Source organism: Streptosporangium sp. NPDC000563 (assembly GCF_040299985.1).
Lineage (GTDB): Bacteria > Actinomycetota > Actinomycetes > Streptosporangiales > Streptosporangiaceae > Streptosporangium.
On the sequence record NZ_JBEPDA010000013.1, the window covers coordinates 156,765 to 173,467 of the forward strand.

Here is a 16,703-nt window from a genome sequence, read left to right on the forward strand (position 1 = left end):
CCGCCGCGCCGTGTTCGTCCGATGCGCCCGTCCGCCGAAGGGTCCGGCCCGCCTCACCGGGGGGAAGGTCCCGTCGGTGGGCCGGCCCGATCAGCCGCTGGATCCGCGGACTAGTACTGCCACCACTCGCACGGCAGGTCCTTCTTCCACGCGCTGACCGACCACTTGCCGCCGGACACCTCGCCCAGCTCGGCCTCGGCGAGCTCGGCACCCTCGAAGGGCAGGTCGTCAATCGTGATCTTCGACATGATCATTCCTCTCGGCCGCGTCGTCGCGACCCCGGCTGGTCCTCCGGCCTCGGTGTCGAGAACCGGTCACCGGGCTGCCGCTTTCGGCCCCCGGTTCTACGGAGGAACCTAGGAACGATCACTTGTGGACCACTTGTGTTCCGCTTGGGAGCGCGAGGGGCCGGGCGCCGTGGCCGCCCGGAGCGAGGCCTGCGACGCGACCTGGACCGCCGGCGGGACCGGCCCGGTAACGGATGTCGAGGATCCTTCCGGTCGCCTGCGTGCCCTTAATCGGAAGGCCTCTTTTATGTGGTAATTCACATTTCTGAAACTGAACAGGTGTTGACGAAATTCTTGATGGCTTGCACAGTAATCACTGCAGTCCCACCTTTAACTCCGGCATGACCTGACCTCACGATCGGAAGAACGTCCAATGAAAAAGCTTCTGGCATTCGCCGCCGCGACGTTGACGGCCGCCGCGGGGATGGCCGTTGCGGCCGTTCCCGCTCATGCGGACCCGGTGAGGAGCGCTTTCGTCCTGTCGGCGGCCCCAGGCGTGGACGCGGTGGTGGTGGCGGACGGGGTGCGCCTGCGATCGAGCGCGGGAGGATCAACGGTCATCGGCTATCTCTACTACGGCGATTACGGGCAGATTCTCAACCCGAACTCGACGGGCGGCTGGTGTAACTTCCGGCTGGGCGCCAGGTCGGCCTCGGGATTGCCCTCCGGCACCACGGGATGGGTTTCGTGCAGCTATCTGGCGAGGGAGGACGGCTTGAAATTCAACGGACCGGCCGTCGACACCCTGCGGGAATAGCCTTTTTCCCCGAACTTTCCCGGACAAGACCCGGCCGCCCGGCTCCCCACAACCGGGCGGCCGTTTCCCGTTTTCCCGTCGCGGACCCGTCGCCTTCCCCGGCGCAGGCCCGGTCAGGCGCCGCGGCGGGCGGCCACCCTCCTGACGAGGGGCGTGAACAGCGCCAGAAGCGAGATGACCAGCAGCGTCGCCGCGATCGGGCTCCTGACCAGGACCGTCACATCACCCGCGCCGATCGCGAGGGCCCGGCGGAGCTGGATCTCGGCCATCGGGCCCAGGATCAGGCCGATCACCGCCGGGGCCACCGGCAGGCCGAAGCGGCGCATCGCGAAACCGAGCATGCCCAGGACGTAGAGGATGACCAGCTCCACCCAGGAGGAGTTCAGCGCGTAGACGCCGAGCGCCGCGAACAGCACGATCCCCGAGTAGAGGTAGGGCCGGGGGATCTGCAGCACCCGTGCCCAGATCGGGGCGAGCGGCAGATTGAGCACCAGCAGCATGGTGTTGCCCACGAACAGTGAGGCGATCATGCCCCAGACCAGCGCAGGGTTGTGGTCGAACAGCTGCGGGCCCGGCTGCAGCCCGTACTGCTGGAAGGCCGCGAGCAGGATCGCGGCCGTCGCCGAGGTGGGCAGGCCCAGCGTGAGCAGCGGGACGAGCGTGCCCGCCGCCGAGGCGTTGTTCGCGGCCTCGGGACCGGCGACCCCCTCGATCGCGCCCTTGCCGTACTCCTCGCGGGCGACCCCGCGCGCCAGCCGCTTCTCCACCGAGTACGACAGGAACGTGGGAATCTCCGCGCCGCCACCGGGCAGCGCGCCGAACGGGAAGCCGAGCGCGGTGCCGCGCAGCCACGGCCGCCAGGAACGCGACCAGTCTGAGCGGCCGAGGAACGCCCGGCCGACCGGGATCACCTCCGGCCGGTCGTGCCGCAGCCGCGAGGCGACGTAGAGCACCTCGCCCATGGCGAAGAGCCCGACCGCGACGATCACCACGTCGATGCCGTCGAGCAGCTGGGGGACGCCCAGGGTGAGCCTGGCCTGCCCGGTCTGCTGGTCGATGCCGATGAGCCCGACGACCAGGCCGAGGCCGAGCGAGGCGAGCCCTCGTACGACGGAGCGGGACAGCACCGACGACACCGCGGTGAAGGCGAGGACGGCGAGTGCGAAGTAGTCCTCGGGGCCGAAGGAGATCGCGAAGTCCACCACCAGGGGCGCCGCGACGACCAGCAGCGTGGTGGCGATGGTGCCCGCGACGAACGACCCGATCGCGGCCGTCGCCAGCGCCTGGGACGCCCGGCCGCGTTTGGCCATCTTGTTGCCCTCAAGGGCGGTGATCATCGAGGAGCTCTCGCCGGGCGTGTTGAGCAGGATCGAGGTGGTCGACCCGCCGTACATGCCGCCGTAGTAGATCCCGGCGAACATGATGAACGCGCTCTCCGGAGGGACGGTGAACGTGATCGGCAGCAGCAGTGCCACGGTCATGGCGGGGCCGATGCCGGGCAGCACGCCCACCAGCGTGCCCAGCGTGACGCCCACCAGCGCGTAGAGCAGGTTCACCGGGGTGAGCGCGGTCACGAAGCCGTCCAGCAACAGCCGCAGGGAGTCCACTCAGATCACCCCGGACAGCAGCCCGGCCGGCAGCGTCACGCTGAGGCCCTTGACGAACAGCAGGTAGGTGAGGAAGGACACCAGGATCGCGACGACCCCCGCGCGCAGCCGCCGGGTCGCCCCGAGGGTCACGGACAGGCCGAAGAAGAGCAGCGCGCCCGCGATGATCCAGCCGAGCAGGTCGAGCAGCCCGGTGAAGGCCAGGAAGATCACGCTGACCAGCGCGACCGTACGCCAGTCCGCCCGCGCGGCCGAGTCTGCGTCCTCGGCGTTCTCGGGGTCGCCGTGACCTCCCCTGAGCACGTCGATCACGTAGAACAGCCCGATCAGCAGCATCGCCCCCCCGACGAGGGCGGGGAAGAACCGAGGGCCGAGACCGAGGACGGAGCCCGCGGCGGTGACGTCGGCGGTACCGACGATCACGAACGCCCCCAGCGCGAGGACCAGCACCGCCAGCCCCAGCTCGGGCCGCCGCCACGACCACCCGGCCGCGGTCGCCGCCCCGCCTCCCGAAGGCGAGCCGGAGTCCAGGGCGGGATCGGGGCCGGAACCCGAGCCGGAGTCCAGGGCGGGATCGGCGCCGCCGTCGCCCACGCGGGTGACGGCGGCCGGTTCGGGTCCGGTGCCGGCCGTACCGGCACCGGTCGCGCCGGTGCCGGTACGGTCGGACGGGTCTTCCACGGGAGGCATCAGGAGACGAGGCCCATCTCCGCGATGATGCCCTTGACCTTGGTCTGCTCGGCCGCGAGGAAGTCGGCGAACGGCTGACCGGTCTGGAAGACGTCGGCCCACCCGTTCTTGAGCACCGCCTCCTTCCACGCGGAGGACTCGTGCATCTTGGTGACCAGGTCGGTGAGGCTCTTCTTCGCCTCGTCGTCCAGCCCGCCGGGCGCGACGAAGCCCCGCCAGTTGGCCAGCTCCACGTCCAGACCCCCCTCCTTGAGAGTGGGCGCGTCGACGTTGCCGAGCCGCGCCGGAGAGCTGACGCCGAGAGCGCGCAGCCTGCCGGACTTCACGTGCTCGGCGAACTCGCCGATGCCGGAGATCCCCATCGCGACCTTCTCGCCGAGCAGCGCGTTGAGCGCCTCGCCGCCGCCGGAGTGGGCGATGTAGTTGACCTGCCTGGGGTCGATGCCCGCGGCCTTGGCCATCAGGCCCGCCACGATGTGGTCGGTGCCCCCGGCGGAGCCGCCCGCGACGGCGATCTTCGTCGGGTCCGCCTTCCACGCCGTCACCAGCTCGCCGAGCGTCTTGTACGGCGACCCCGCGGGGACCACGACGATCTCGTACTCCTCGGTGAGCTTCGCGATCGGCGTGGTGTCGGCGAGGGTGACCTTCGACTTGTTCTGCTCGATCGCGCCGACCATGACCAGGCCCATGGTCATCAGCAGGTCACCGTTGCCCTTCTCGCCCGCGAGCTGGGCCAGGCCGATGGTGCCGCCCGCGCCGGGCACGTTGTAGACCTCGATCTTGCGCGACGGCTCGGCGGTCTTGAGCGCCTCGCCGGCGACGCGGGAGGTCTGGTCCCAGCCGCCTCCGGGTGAGGCCGGAGCCATGATTCTCAGCGCGCTCGTTCCCGAGCCACCATCGGAACCGCAGGCGGTGAGGGCGGCGAGGGACAGCACCGCGAGGGCGGCCAGTCTCCGAAGTCGCATGGTCAGCTCCAAACAAACGTCAATAAAGCGTGGTGAGGATGCTGACCTCAGGAGAGCAGCCTGTCGATGCTTTGCGTGGTTGCCGTCGTATCGGTCGTATTGGTCACACGTCCTCGACCGCGCCGTTATCTCGGACTGCTTTCATCGAGGTCTCCGACCAGGAGTCAACTCGTGCGACGCTTACTCGACGCCTCGCTCGGCACCCAGCTCTTCGTGCTGCAGACCGTCATCGTGTTCCTCGCGGTCGCCGGCACGGCGGGTGTCTGGATGGAGCACACCCGCGCCCTGCTGGACCGGCAGTACCGGCAGCGCGCCCTGGCGATCGCCGAGTCGGTGGCGGGGCTTCCCCAGGTGCGCGAGGCGTTCGCCCTGCCCAGGCCCGAGCTGAGCCTGCAGCCGATCGCGCTCGGGGTGCAGGCGGCGACCGGAGCCGACTACGTGGTGATCGCGAACCGCGACCAGATCCGCTACGCCCACCCCAACCCGAGCCTGATCGGCAAGAGGCTGTCCACCGACGGCTCGGAGATCCTCGCGAACGGGCGGCGCTGGACCGGTGTCCAGACGGGCACCCTCGGCCGCTCGGTACGCGGCAAGGCCCCGATCTTCGACTCCTCGGGGCGGGTCATCGGCCTGGCCTCGGTCGGGATCCTGGAGGAGCGTCTCGCCGACCAGCTCGGCGAGGCGCTCCCGCCGCTGCTGTGGACGGTCCTCGCCGTCCTCGTCGCCGGGTCGGCCGCCGCCGCGCTGATCGTCCGGCGGGTACGCCGCCAGACGTTCGGCCTGGAACCGGGAGAGATCGCGGCCCTGCTCGAACAGCGCGAGGGCGTGTTGCACGGCGTCAAGGAGGGGGTGCTCGCCCTCGACCTCCAGGGAAGGGTCACGCTCGTCAACGACGCGGCGCGCGAACTGCTCGGACTCTCCCGGCACGACGTCGGCCGGAGCCTGCGGGAGATGCCCCTGTCCGACCGGATGCGGGACGTGCTCGACGGGGTGGACCCCGGCGACGACAGGGTGGTGCTCCACCGGGACCGGGTGCTGGTGCTCAACCGGACCCCGGTGGCGGTACGGGAACTGCAGAGCGGCTGGGTGGTCACCCTGCGGGACCGTACCGAACTGGTGCGACTGACCCGCGAGCTCGACCGGGCCAGCACCACGACCGGCGCGCTGCGCGCGCAGGCCCACGAGTTCGCCAACCGGATGCACACCGTGGTCGGCCTGCTGGAACTCGGCGAGTACGAGACGGCCGTCAGCTACATCACCCAGACCACCGAGGCCTACAGCAGGCACGCCTCCGGCATCAGGGAGAAGGTCGCCGACCCGACGCTGGCCGCCCTGCTGCTGGCCAAGTCGGCCGAGGCGGCCGAGCGGGGCGCCACCCTGGTGCTGTCCGACGACTCCCGGGTGGAGGAGGGCATGCTCGGCGACCCGCACGACGCGGTCCTGGTCGTCGGCAACCTGGTCGCCAACGCCCTCGACGCGCTGCAGGAGACCGGCGGAACGGTGGAGGTCTCGGTCCGCACCGAGGCGGACGGGCTGCGCGTCCGGGTCGGCGACTCCGGTCCCGGGATCACCCCCGGCCTGGTCCACGAGGTGTTCAGGGAGGGCTTCACCACGAAGGCGGCCCACGCGGGACCGCGCGGCCTGGGCCTCGCCCTCACCCGCCAGACGTGCTCGCGCCGGGGCGGTTGGGTGCGGGTGCACAACGCGGGCGGCGCCGTCTTCACCGCGCTCCTTCCCACCGGGGAGCCCGCACCGCCCGCCGCGGAAGGAGCCCTCGGTGGGTGGGGCGATCGAGCGCGGCCGGCGCCCGCCCCGCCTCTCGCGGAAGGAGCGGGGGAATCCGCCTCCACGGAACGGAAGGTGCCGAGTTGACCGGGGACACGCACATGGGTGACATCCGCGTCCTGGTCGTGGACGACGACTTCATGGTGGCGAGGATCCACGGCGGCTACGTCACCAGGACGCCGGGCTTCACGGTCGCCGGTGTCGTCCACACCGGGGGCGCCGCGATCGCCTCGGCCGCGGCGCGCAGGCCCGACCTGGTGCTGCTCGACATCTACCTGCCGGACATGTCGGGACTCGACGTCCTGAGGAAGCTCAGGGGGGCCGCGCAACCGGTGGACATCCTGGTGATCACCGCCGCGCGCGACGTCACCACGGTCCGGGCGGCGATGCGCGGCGGCGCGGTCAACTACCTGATCAAGCCCTTCACCGCCCGCGCCCTGACCGAGCGTCTCGAACAGTACGCCGAGATCCGCAGACGGCTCGCCACCCTCGGGGACGAGGCCCGTCAGGACGAGGTCGACAGGCTCTTCGGCGCGGTCAGGGGGGTTCCGCCGCCGCTGCCCAAAGGGCTGTCGGGCACCACGTGCTCCCTCGTCGCCGAGGCGCTCAGGGAGAGCGGCGGCGACCTGTCGGCGACCGAGACGGCGACGGTGACCGGCCTGTCCAGGGTGAGCGCCCGCCGGTATCTGGAACACCTGTGCGCGGTGGGCCAGGCGGAGCTCCGCCCGAAGTACGGCACGGCGGGAAGACCCGAGCATCGCTACCGATGGACAGGATGATCTCGTGCACAAAGGTCGCGGACTCCGCCCCTCGGGTGGGGAGGAACGGCCCGATCAAACAGGAAACCCCCGGGGCGACCCTGAAAATCCCCTCTCCGTCGGGGACGGGTGAGGAGGTCAATTGTTACTTCATTCAGGGCGGAGGCTGACCAATGTGGTTTAAGGTTGCCGGAGGTGGAAGCTGCGAAGCAGGAGGATGCGGAGGCCGTGCGGAACGCCGGAGCGTCTGTGGACCCACCGACGGACCCCTTTGAGGCAATGCCCCTTCCTTCACGCCCCGTGCCACCGGGCGCCCGCGACCCGCGACGGGCTCCCGGCACTCAGGCCGCCCAGCCCCAGGGGGGTTCGCGCCTTCCCCCCGGTGTCTCGCCCGACATCTTCGGCCCCACCGGCCACGGAGGATCCCCGGGTGCCGGAAGGCCCGGCCCCGGTGGTCAGTCCGCACCGTCCCGCGGGACGACGCTTCCCCCCGCGGCCCAGCCCCCGCAGCCCTGGCAGATGGCCACGCCGGAACGCCCCTTCCGGCGCGACGAGCCGACGCTCGTCCCCGGTGGCGACGGCGGGTTCCCGCAACCGGACGGGCTCCGCTACGAGGAGCCGCCTCCGCGTCGCCGCGGGGCCCGCAGACTCTTCCTGATCGTTTTCGCCGTACTCTTCGTCGTCGCGCTCGCCTACGCGGTGCCAGCCGTCATCATGTCCGGAAAGATGCTGCCGGGCACCACCGTGCGGGGCATCGACATCGGCGGCCTGACCGCGACCGAGGCGGCCGACAAGCTCAGGGACCGTCTGTCGGGCAAGGCCGGCGAGAAGATGACCCTGCTGGCGGCGGGCAAGCGTTACGACTTCGACCCCGCGAAGTCGGGCCTGGAGTTCGACGTGGTCGCCACCATCGCCCAGGCGCCCAGCGGCTTTCCCAGCCCCGCCGAGGTATGGCGGGCCTTCACCGGCACCACCGACCTGGAGCCCAAGGTCTCCTCCGACCTTGAGAAGATGAGAGCCGCGGTCGCCGGCCTGGCCAAGAAGGTCGACCTCAAGGTCCGTGAGGGCTCGGTCACGTTCGAAGGCGTCAAGCCCGTCGTCGTCACGCCCCGCGACGGCCGGGAGCTGGAGCGGGAGGCCGCGGTCGCCGCGATCACGAAGGCCTTCCTCGGCCCGGAGAAGGAGATCCGCCTCCCGGTCTCGGTGATCAAGCCGATGGCCGGGGCGGAGACGGTCAAGCAGGCCGCGGCCAGTGCGCGGAAGGCACTGTCGGGGCCGGTCACGCTGACCTTCGCCGGCAAGCAGACCCAGCTGCCGGTGGAGACCCTCGCCGCCCACCTGTCCTTCAAACCGGACAGCTCCGGCGGCATGAGCCCGAAGTTCGACGCCAAGAACGCCGTGGCCTCCGTGGAGGGGGACCTGATCGACTCGGCCCTCGCCCCCCGCGACCCCACGTTCCAGATCGTCGAGGGAAAGCCGAAGCTGGTGCCCGGACGCAAGGGAAAGGGCATCGACGACGAGCGGCTCGCCACCGACGTGGCGGACATGGTCGCCCGTGACGGCGACCGGACGATCCCGGTCCTCCTCGCCACCGTCAAGCCGAGGATGTCCGACGCCGACGCGCGCAAGCTCGGCATCAAGGAGCGGATCAGCCAGTTCACCACCCCCTACACCTGCTGCCCGCCGCGGGTCACCAACATCAGGACGATCGCCAAGCTCCTGGACGGTCACCTGGTGAAGCCGGGTGAGACCTTCTCGCTCAACGGCGTCGTCGGCCAGCGCGACACGGCACGCGGCTTCGTCCCCGCCCCCATGATCCAGGGCGGCAGGCTGGTCGACTCGGTCGGCGGCGGCATCTCCCAGTTCGTCACCACCATGTACAACGCGGTGTTCTTCGGCGGCCTCGAGGACGTCCAGCACATGGCGCACGAGTTCTACATCTCCCGCTACCCGGCCGGACGCGAGTCCACGGTCTCCTGGCCCGAGCCCGACTTCCGCTGGAAGAACGACTCGCCGTACGGGGTGCTGGTGAAGACCTCCTACAACGACAGCGGGGTCACCGTCGCCTTCTGGAGCACCAAGCGTTACGAGATCGAGTCGATCTCCTCGGAGAGATACAACGTCACCCCGTTCAAGAGCGAGACCGACAGCGGCCCCACCTGCATCCCGATGGTCGGCCAGAACGGGTTCACGATCGATGTCTGGCGCGTCTTCAAGCAGGACGGCAAGGAGATCAAGCGCGTCAAGAAGACCACGGTCTACCGCCCCGAACTCGACCTGAAGTGCGTGTCCGAATAATCACGGTGCCGGCGCGTCCCGCACGGCCGGACGGTGCGGTCGTGAGGGGCGGCGCCACCGGCCGTACGGCTGGATAATGCGCACATGAAGATCTGGGTACCTTCCAAAGCCATCGCCGATGTCCTGTGTGATCTCCCGGAAGTGGAGTGCGTCGTCTACGACGGCACGGAGCCGGTGCCCGAGGGCGTGGAGGAGGCCGAGGTCTGGATCCCGCCGCTCACGCCGTTGGCGGATCTTCCCGGTCTGCTCGCCCGCATGACCGGCCTGCGGCTGCTGCAGACCGTCACCGCGGGTGTCGACGCCTACCGGCCGCACGTGCGGGAGGGGGTGACGCTGTGCAACGCCAGGGGGGTGCACGACGCGGGCACCGCCGAGTGGGCGGTGGGAGCCATGATCTCCGTGCTGCGGGAGTTTCCCGGATTCGTCCACGCGCAGCGCGAGGGCGAGTGGACCTACCACCACACCGGGGTGCTGGCCGACTCCACGGTCCTGATCGTCGGCTACGGCTCGATCGGTGAGGCGCTGGAGCGGCGGCTCGACGGCTTCGAGGTCGACGTCGTCCGGGTGGCCAGGACCGCCAGGGCCGGTGTGCACGGCCTGGACGAGCTGCCGGGGCTGCTGCCGGAGGCGGACGTGGTGGTGCTGCTCGTACCCTCGACGCCCGAGACCACCGGCATGGTGGACGCCGGGTTCCTGGCCGCGATGAGGGACGGCGCCCTCCTGGTGAACGCGGCCAGGGGCACGGTGGTCGACACGGACGCGCTCGTCGCCGAGCTGCGGGCGGGCCGGATCCTCGCCGCGCTGGACGTCACCGACCCCGAGCCGCTGCCGGAGGGCCACCCGCTGTGGACGGCGCCGGGGGTTCTCATCACCCCGCACGTCGCGGGCAGCAACCCGGCGTCCGTACGACGCACGCTGAAGCTTCTGCGCTCCCAGCTGCTGCGTTATCTGGCGGGGGAGCCGCTGAAGAATGTGATCACGGGTTCGTACTGACGGGCGGGGGAATCCGGGCCGTGTGCCCGCGGCGCACGCCGAAGCCCCTCCGCCGTCGCCTCGCGAGGGAGCCGCTCAAAGATGTGATCACGGGTTCGTACTGACCGGCAAAGGAATCCGGGCCGTGGCTGCCCCGTGACCTGCGGTGCGTACCGTCGGTAAAAGCGATCACCGTTGCTCGCGTGGTTATCAGATCGGTGACGACTACGGCGTTGTCACCACCCGCGCGGGCCGGACGGCACACACTGGCCCTGTGCCGGTACGAGCGCCGAGGACGAAGGACGACGCGCTCGCACCGGCAGCGCGGGCGCAGCGAGCAAGGGAAGCTGCGAAAGCGAAAAACACCAAACGACATTGATGGGCAGACGACATTGATCCGCTGGCGTGACCCCCGGGTACCGCTGACCGCCGCCGCCGCGGGCGTGGTGGGGCTCGTTGCCGCGCTCGTCAGCGGCGCTCCGGCCGTGGTCGTCGAGGCGGTGGCGGGCGTCGTCACCGCCGCGGCGGCCGCGGGCTCGCTGTTCGCCGCCGCCTCCAAAATCACCGACCGGCGCAGGGCGCTGGCCTGGCGCTGGCTGGCCGGAGGATCGCTCACCTGGCTGGCCGGGGTGGGGGTACGGCCGATCGCGGAAGGCACACCCTTCGTGGTGACCTTCGCCGACCTGGTGCTCCTGGCCGGTACGGCGATGCTCGCGGTCGGCACCGCGCTGTCGGCGGCCAGACCCGCGCGGGGACACGCCCTGCTGCGTGACCTCGCCGACTCCTACGTGTGCGCCGCGGCCATCATGGTGATCGTCTGGGTGTCGCTGGTGGGTCCGCTGTACGGCACCGGCGGTGACGCTGGCGACGCCGCGGTCACCTTCGCCTCGCCGCTGTTCTGCCTGATCCTCGCCAGCGTCGTGGGCCCGGCCGTGGTGCCGATCCGGCGCTCGGCCTGGCCGGTCGGGCTCGCCGCGCTCGCCGTGCTCGCCGCGATCGCGACCTCCGAGACGGTCACCGCGGTGGCCCGGGTGAACGGCGACACGCCGTCCCTGACCTGGGTGTGGCTCGCCCCCGCCGCGTTCCTGGTGCTCGCCGCGGTCCCGTGGAGCGGGCCCGCGACGCGGTCTGTCGCGCCCAGGGACGACGAGCCGTTCGTCAGGGAGAGCACGTCCTCGCTGATCGCGGCGGTGCCGCTGTTCCTCGTGGGGGCGGCCACCGTCGTCGTGCTCCTGCGCGTGATCAGCGGCGGGGTGCAGGGCCCCCCGGCGGTCCTCGCCTCGGTGTGCGCGTCGATCGTCGCCGTCCTGGTGGTGCGCCTGTTCGTGATGCTGATGGAGACCGGGCGGATGCGGAGCCTGCTGCATCTCGGCGAGCGGCAGCTGCGGGACCTCGCGGAGAGCGCGGGGGACGTGGTCATGCTGTGCGGTTACGACGGCGTGGTGCAGGAGGTCGGCGAGGGCGTCGAGATCACGTACGGCTACCGTCCCGACGACCTGGTCGGCCGGAAGATCTTCGACTACATCCACCCCGAGGACGTGCCGGGGATCCAGGCGGCGCTGAGCGCGATGAGCCTGGAGGAGGAGGCCGAGGAGGGGCCGGGCGCCTGCATGGTCGCCTGCCGGGTCCGGGCCTCCGACGGGACGTGGCGGCCCGCCGAGTCGGTGGCGACCCGGCACGTGCGCGGCGACGACCTGCTCCTCGTCACCACCCGCGACATCAGCGACCAGGAGGCCCTGCGCAGCCAGGTCGCCCACCTCACCTTCCACGACGGCATCACCGGCCTGCCCAACCGGGCCTACTTCGAGGAGCGCACCCGGGAGGTGCTGGCCCGTCCCGGCGCGAGCAACGTCGCCGTGGTCTTCCTGGACCTGGACGGCTTCACCGCGGTGAACGACTCGGTCGGCCACGCCAGCGGCGACTACCTGCTCGGCCAGGCGGCCCGCAGGCTCCGCGCCGCCGTACGGGCCGACGACACCCTGGCGCGCTGGGGGGGCGACGAGTTCGCGGTGCTGCTCGAGGCGTCGGTCGACGCCCAGACGGCGGTCGACCTGGCCGAGTTGCTGGTCCGTACGGTCTCGTCCGAGCCGTTCCGGGTCGCCGACCGCGACGTCGCGCTCACCGCGAGCGTCGGGGTGGCCTTCTCCACCGCGGACGTCTCCTCCGCCGACCTGATCCGCAACGCCGACGTGGCGATGGCGAGGGCGAAGGAGCTGGGCGGGCGCAGGGTCGAGGTGTTCGCCGCGCACATGCACGCCGACGTGGTACGACGCCTGGAGCTCGCCGCCGACCTGCAGCGGGCGCTGCTGGAGAACCAGTTCGCGATCGAGTACCAGCCGGTGGTCGATCTGGCCACCTCGCGCGTCACCGCCGTCGAGGCGCTGGTGCGCTGGTGCCGGGGCGGCGAGTTCGTCCCGCCCGAGCAGTTCCTCGGCCCGGCGGAGGACACCGGCCTGATCGTGCCGCTGAGCGAGTGGATCCTGCGCGAGTCCTGCAGGGAGGTGGCCGCCTGGCGTGCCTCCTCCTGGGAGATCGGGCTCTCGCTGAACCTCTCGGCCCGGCAGATCATGGCGCCGCGCTTCGTGGAGACCGTCGAGGCGGTCCTGGCCGAGAGCGAGCTGCCGCCCAGCGCGCTCACCCTGGAGGTCATCGAGGAGATGCTGGTCGAGGACGCGGAGGAGACCATCACCCGGCTCTCCGAGCTGCGTGCCCTCGGCGTCCGGCTCGCCATCGACGACTTCGGCACCGGATACGCCTCGCTGGCGTTCCTGCGGCAGCTCCCGGTCGACATGATCAAGATCGACCCGTCCTTCGTGTCCGGGCTCGGCCGTGACGAGACGCTCACCCTGCTCACCCGCACGATCGTGCGGCTGGGGCACGACCTGGGGCTGATCGTGGTCGCCGAGGGCATCGAGCGGCCCGAGCAGCTGGAGTTGCTGCGCGAGATGGGCTGCACCCGCGGCCAGGGGTTCCTGGTGGCGCGCCCGATGGCCGCACGCGGCGTCGACTCGCTGATCCGCACCAGCCTCTCCAGGCTCGGGTCTCCCGCGTGACCTCGCATCTCGGACTCTGAGATATGTGTCCCATGAATTTGACGCGGGGGTACTCCGTCGGCCATGGTGGAGCCATGCAGCTTCACCGTGGGATTCTCGTAGTACTTCGCCGGCGCGCGGGCCGATAGCGAATCACTACGACCTGCGCGCCGCCCCAGCTCCGCCGACCAGGCGGGATGGGGCATTTTTTATGCCATTAAGCATGTTCAGCCACAAGGAACGAGCCGATGACCGAACAGATGACAGGAGCCCAGGCCCTCGTGAGGGCGCTGGAGCTCGTCGGGGTCGACACCGTGTTCGGGATCCCGGGCGGCGCGATTCTCCCCGCCTACGATCCTCTCTACGACTCGACCAAGGTCAGGCACGTGCTCGTACGGCACGAGCAGGGTGCGGGGCATGCGGCTCAGGGCTACGCGCAGGCCACCGGCAAGGTCGGGGTGTGCATGGCCACGAGCGGCCCCGGCGCCACCAACCTGGTCACCCCGATCGCCGACGCCTACATGGACTCGGTCCCGATGGTCGCGATCACCGGTCAGGTGGCCAGCGCCGCCATCGGCACCGACGCCTTCCAGGAAGCCGACATCTCCGGCATCACCATGCCGATCACGAAGCACAACTTCCTGGTCATCGACCCGAACGAGATCCCCAGGACGATCGTGGAGGCCTTCCACATCGCCTCGACGGGGCGTCCCGGGCCGGTGCTGGTCGACATCGCCAAGGACACGCTCCAGGCGAAGATGACCTTCGAGTGGCCGGTCGCGATGCAGCTGCCCGGTTACCGTCCGGTGACCCGGCCGCACTCCAAGCAGATCCGCGAGGCGGCGAAGCTGATCGCCGAGGCGAGGCGGCCCGTCCTCTACGTGGGCGGCGGCGTGCACCGGGCCGGGGCGTCGGGGGAGTTGCTGGAGTTCGCCGAGCTGACCGGCATCCCGGTGGTCACCACCCTGATGGCGCGGGGCACCTTCCCCGACAGCCACCCGCAGCACATGGGCATGCCCGGCATGCACGGCTCGGTCTCGGCGGTCGGCGCGCTGCAGAGGTCCGACCTGATCATCGGGCTCGGTGTCCGCTTCGACGACCGGGTCACCGGCCAGCTGTCCAGCTTCGCGCCGCACGCGAAGGTCGTCCACGCCGACATCGACCCGGCGGAGATCTCCAAGAACCGGCACGCGGACGTCCCGATCGTGGGCGACTGCAAGGAGGTCATCTCCGACCTGATCGCCGCGGTGCGCGGTGAGGGGCGCAAGGGCGACTACGCCGACTGGTGGACGGCGCTCAACGCCTACAAGGCGACCTATCCGCTGGGCTACACCGAGTTCGAGGACGGCTCCCTCGCGCCGCAGTACGTCATGGAGCGGCTGGGCGCGCTCGTCGGCCCGGACGCGATCTACACCGCCGGTGTCGGACAGCACCAGATGTGGGCCGCGCAGTTCATCGGCTACGAGAACCCCGGAACGTTCATCAACTCCGGCGGCGCGGGCACGATGGGCTTCGCCGTCCCGGCGGCGATGGGGGCCAAGATGGGCCGCCCCGACACCACGGTGTGGGCGATCGACGGCGACGGCTGCTTCCAGATGACCAACCAGGAGCTCGCCACCTGCACGATCGAGGGTGTGCCGATCAAGGTCGCGATCATCAACAACGGTAACCTTGGCATGGTCAGGCAGTGGCAGACGCTGTTCTACAACCAGCGTTACTCCAACACCGACCTGCAGACGGTCCGCCGCATCCCCGACTTCGTCAAGCTCGCCGAGGCCTACGGCTGCGTGGGACTGCGCTGCGAACGCCCCGAGGACGTGGACGCGACGATCAAGAAGGCCATGGAGATCAACGACGTGCCGGTGGTCGTCGACTTCGTGGTGCACCAGGACGCCATGGTGTGGCCGATGGTCGCGGCAGGGACCAGCAACGATGACATCAAGTTCGCGCGCGACATGGCGCCGGTCTGGGACAGCGAGGACTAGGCATGAGCAGGCACACGCTCTCCGTGCTGGTGGAGAACAAGCCCGGCGTGCTCGCGCGCGTCGCGGCGCTGTTCAGCCGCAGAGGGTTCAACATCGACTCGCTCGCGGTCGGTCCGACCGAGCACGCGGACATCTCCAGGATGACCATCGTGGTCAACGTCGCCGACCTGCCGCTGGAACAGGTCACCAAGCAGCTCAACAAGCTCGTCAACGTGCTGAAGATCGTGGAGCTCGACCCGGCGCAGTCGGTGCAGCGCGAGCTCACGCTGATCAAGGTGCGGGCCGACGCCGACAACAGGTCCAGCGTGCTGGAGCTGGTCAACCTGTTCCGGGCGCGCTGTGTCGACGTTTCCTCGGACGCGGTGACCATCGAGGTCACCGGCACTCCGGACAAGCTGCAGGCCTTCATCAAGGTGCTGGAGCCGTTCGGCATCAAGGAGCTCGTCCAGTCGGGCATGGTGGCCATCGGCCGCGGTGCCCGTTCCATCACCGACCGTTCTCTCCGGGCCCTGGACCGGACCGCGTAACGCGCACGAGAAACCCGAAAGGTTAAGCAAGTGACTGAGATCTTCTACGACGACCAGGCCGACCTGTCGATCATCCAGGGCCGGCACGTCGCCGTTCTGGGATACGGCAGCCAGGGCCACGCCCACGCGCTCTCGCTGCGCGACTCCGGCGTGGACGTGCGGGTCGGCCTGCCCGAGGGCTCCAAGAGCAGGGAGAAGGCGGAGGCCGACGGCCTGCGCGTGCTCACTCCCTCGGAGGCCGTCGAAGAGGCCGACCTGACCATGATCCTCGCGCCGGACCACATCCAGCGCCACCTGTACGCCGACCACGTGGCCCCGAACCTCGTCGAGGGCGACGCGCTCTTCTTCGGGCACGGCCTCAACATCCGCTACGGCCTCATCGAGGCGCCCGAGGGCGTGGACGTGGCCATGGTCGCTCCCAAGGGCCCCGGCCACCTGGTACGCCGCCAGTACACGGCGGGCCGCGGCGTGCCGTGTCTCGTCGCGGTCGAGAAGGACGCGAGCGGCAACGCCCTGGACCTCGCCCTGTCGTACGCCAAGGGCATCGGTGGCACCCGCGCCGGCGCGCTGAAGACGACCTTCAAGGAGGAGACCGAGACCGACCTGTTCGGTGAGCAGGCCGTGCTGTGCGGCGGCGTCTCCGAGCTGATCAAGGTCGGTTTCGAGACCCTGATCGAGGCGGGCTACCAGCCCGAGGTCGCCTACTTCGAGTGCCTGCACGAGATGAAGCTGATCGTCGACCTGATGTACGAGGGCGGCATCCACAAGATGTACTGGTCGGTCTCCGACACCGCCGAGTACGGCGGCTACTCCCGCGGCCCGCGCATCGTGACGCAGGAGACGAAGAAGGAGATGCAGCGCATCCTCGCCGAGATCCAGTCCGGCGAGTTCACCAAGGAGCTGGTGGACGAGTTCGACGGCGGCCAGAAGAAGTTCACCGCCTACCGCGACGAGCTGGCCGAGCACCCGATCGAGAAGACCGGCGCCAAGCTCCGCCCGATGATGAGCTGGCTCAAGTAGAGGTTCGGATGACGGCGTTC

General features: G+C 70.1%; 12 protein-coding genes and 1 pseudogene. 9 read left to right on the forward strand and 4 right to left on the reverse strand.

Annotated elements, in window-relative coordinates; genetic code table 11:
- Positions 1-110: 110 nt before the first annotated feature.
- Complete coding sequence (locus ABT352_RS26375; protein ID WP_350947614.1) at positions 111-248, reverse strand: putative ATP-grasp target RiPP; 138 nt, start codon at positions 246-248, stop codon at positions 111-113.
- 412 nt (positions 249-660) lie between these two features.
- Here ABT352_RS26375 and ABT352_RS26380 point away from each other — a divergent pair, with 412 nt between their 5' ends.
- On the forward strand, positions 661-1,044 hold the full coding sequence (locus ABT352_RS26380; RefSeq protein ID WP_350947615.1) for an SH3 domain-containing protein: 384 nt from the start codon (positions 661-663) through the stop codon (positions 1,042-1,044).
- A gap of 113 nt (positions 1,045-1,157) precedes the next feature.
- Here the strand turns inward: ABT352_RS26380 and ABT352_RS26385 are convergent, their stop codons facing one another.
- Genes ABT352_RS26385 through ABT352_RS26395 form a run of 3 tightly spaced genes read right to left on the reverse strand, consistent with a single transcriptional unit; the run spans position 1,158 to position 4,306 of the window.
- The gene (locus ABT352_RS26385) at positions 1,158-2,651 is read right to left on the reverse strand and encodes a tripartite tricarboxylate transporter permease (protein ID WP_350947616.1); all 1,494 of its coding nucleotides are present in this window, start codon (positions 2,649-2,651) and stop codon (positions 1,158-1,160) included.
- Complete coding sequence (locus ABT352_RS26390; protein WP_350947617.1) at positions 2,652-3,341, reverse strand: tripartite tricarboxylate transporter TctB family protein; 690 nt, start codon at positions 3,339-3,341, stop codon at positions 2,652-2,654. It lies immediately after the preceding gene.
- Complete coding sequence (locus ABT352_RS26395; protein WP_350947618.1) at positions 3,341-4,306, reverse strand: tripartite tricarboxylate transporter substrate binding protein; 966 nt, start codon at positions 4,304-4,306, stop codon at positions 3,341-3,343. Before ABT352_RS26395 ends, ABT352_RS26390 begins: the two co-directional genes overlap by 1 nt.
- 171 nt (positions 4,307-4,477) lie before the next feature.
- On the opposite strand from ABT352_RS26395, the gene ABT352_RS26400 reads away from it, so the two are divergent.
- The 8 genes and pseudogenes from ABT352_RS26400 to ilvC all read left to right on the forward strand — a co-directional run bounded on the left by ABT352_RS26400 (position 4,478) and on the right by ilvC (position 16,683).
- On the forward strand, positions 4,478-6,178 hold the full coding sequence (locus tag ABT352_RS26400) for an ATP-binding protein (RefSeq protein WP_350947619.1): 1,701 nt from the start codon (positions 4,478-4,480) through the stop codon (positions 6,176-6,178).
- Positions 6,179-6,192: 14 nt separating this feature from the next.
- The gene (locus ABT352_RS26405) at positions 6,193-6,870 is read left to right on the forward strand and encodes a response regulator (protein WP_350947648.1); all 678 of its coding nucleotides are present in this window, start codon (positions 6,193-6,195) and stop codon (positions 6,868-6,870) included.
- Between the two features lie 498 nt (positions 6,871-7,368).
- The gene (locus ABT352_RS26410; RefSeq protein WP_350947620.1) at positions 7,369-9,147 is read left to right on the forward strand and encodes a VanW family protein; all 1,779 of its coding nucleotides are present in this window, start codon (positions 7,369-7,371) and stop codon (positions 9,145-9,147) included.
- Positions 9,148-9,231: 84 nt separating this feature from the next.
- Positions 9,232-10,140 carry a 2-hydroxyacid dehydrogenase gene (locus ABT352_RS26415; RefSeq protein ID WP_350947621.1) on the forward strand — a complete coding sequence of 303 codons (909 nt, stop codon included), beginning with the start codon at positions 9,232-9,234 and terminating at the stop codon, positions 10,138-10,140.
- Between the two features lie 371 nt (positions 10,141-10,511).
- Positions 10,512-13,172 carry a putative bifunctional diguanylate cyclase/phosphodiesterase gene (locus ABT352_RS26420; protein ID WP_350947622.1) on the forward strand — a complete coding sequence of 887 codons (2,661 nt, stop codon included), beginning with the start codon at positions 10,512-10,514 and terminating at the stop codon, positions 13,170-13,172.
- Positions 13,173-13,396: 224 nt separating this feature from the next.
- Positions 13,397-15,136: pseudogene (locus tag ABT352_RS26425) on the forward strand (acetolactate synthase large subunit); the annotation flags it as partial.
- Positions 15,137-15,138: 2 nt separating this feature from the next.
- A complete protein-coding gene (gene ilvN, locus ABT352_RS26430) occupies positions 15,139-15,663 on the forward strand; it encodes an acetolactate synthase small subunit (protein WP_350947623.1) in 525 nt (174 codons plus the stop codon).
- A 39-nt stretch (positions 15,664-15,702) separates the two neighbouring features.
- A complete protein-coding gene (gene ilvC, locus ABT352_RS26435; protein WP_350947649.1) occupies positions 15,703-16,683 on the forward strand; it encodes a ketol-acid reductoisomerase in 981 nt (326 codons plus the stop codon).
- Positions 16,684-16,703 lie beyond the last annotated feature (20 nt).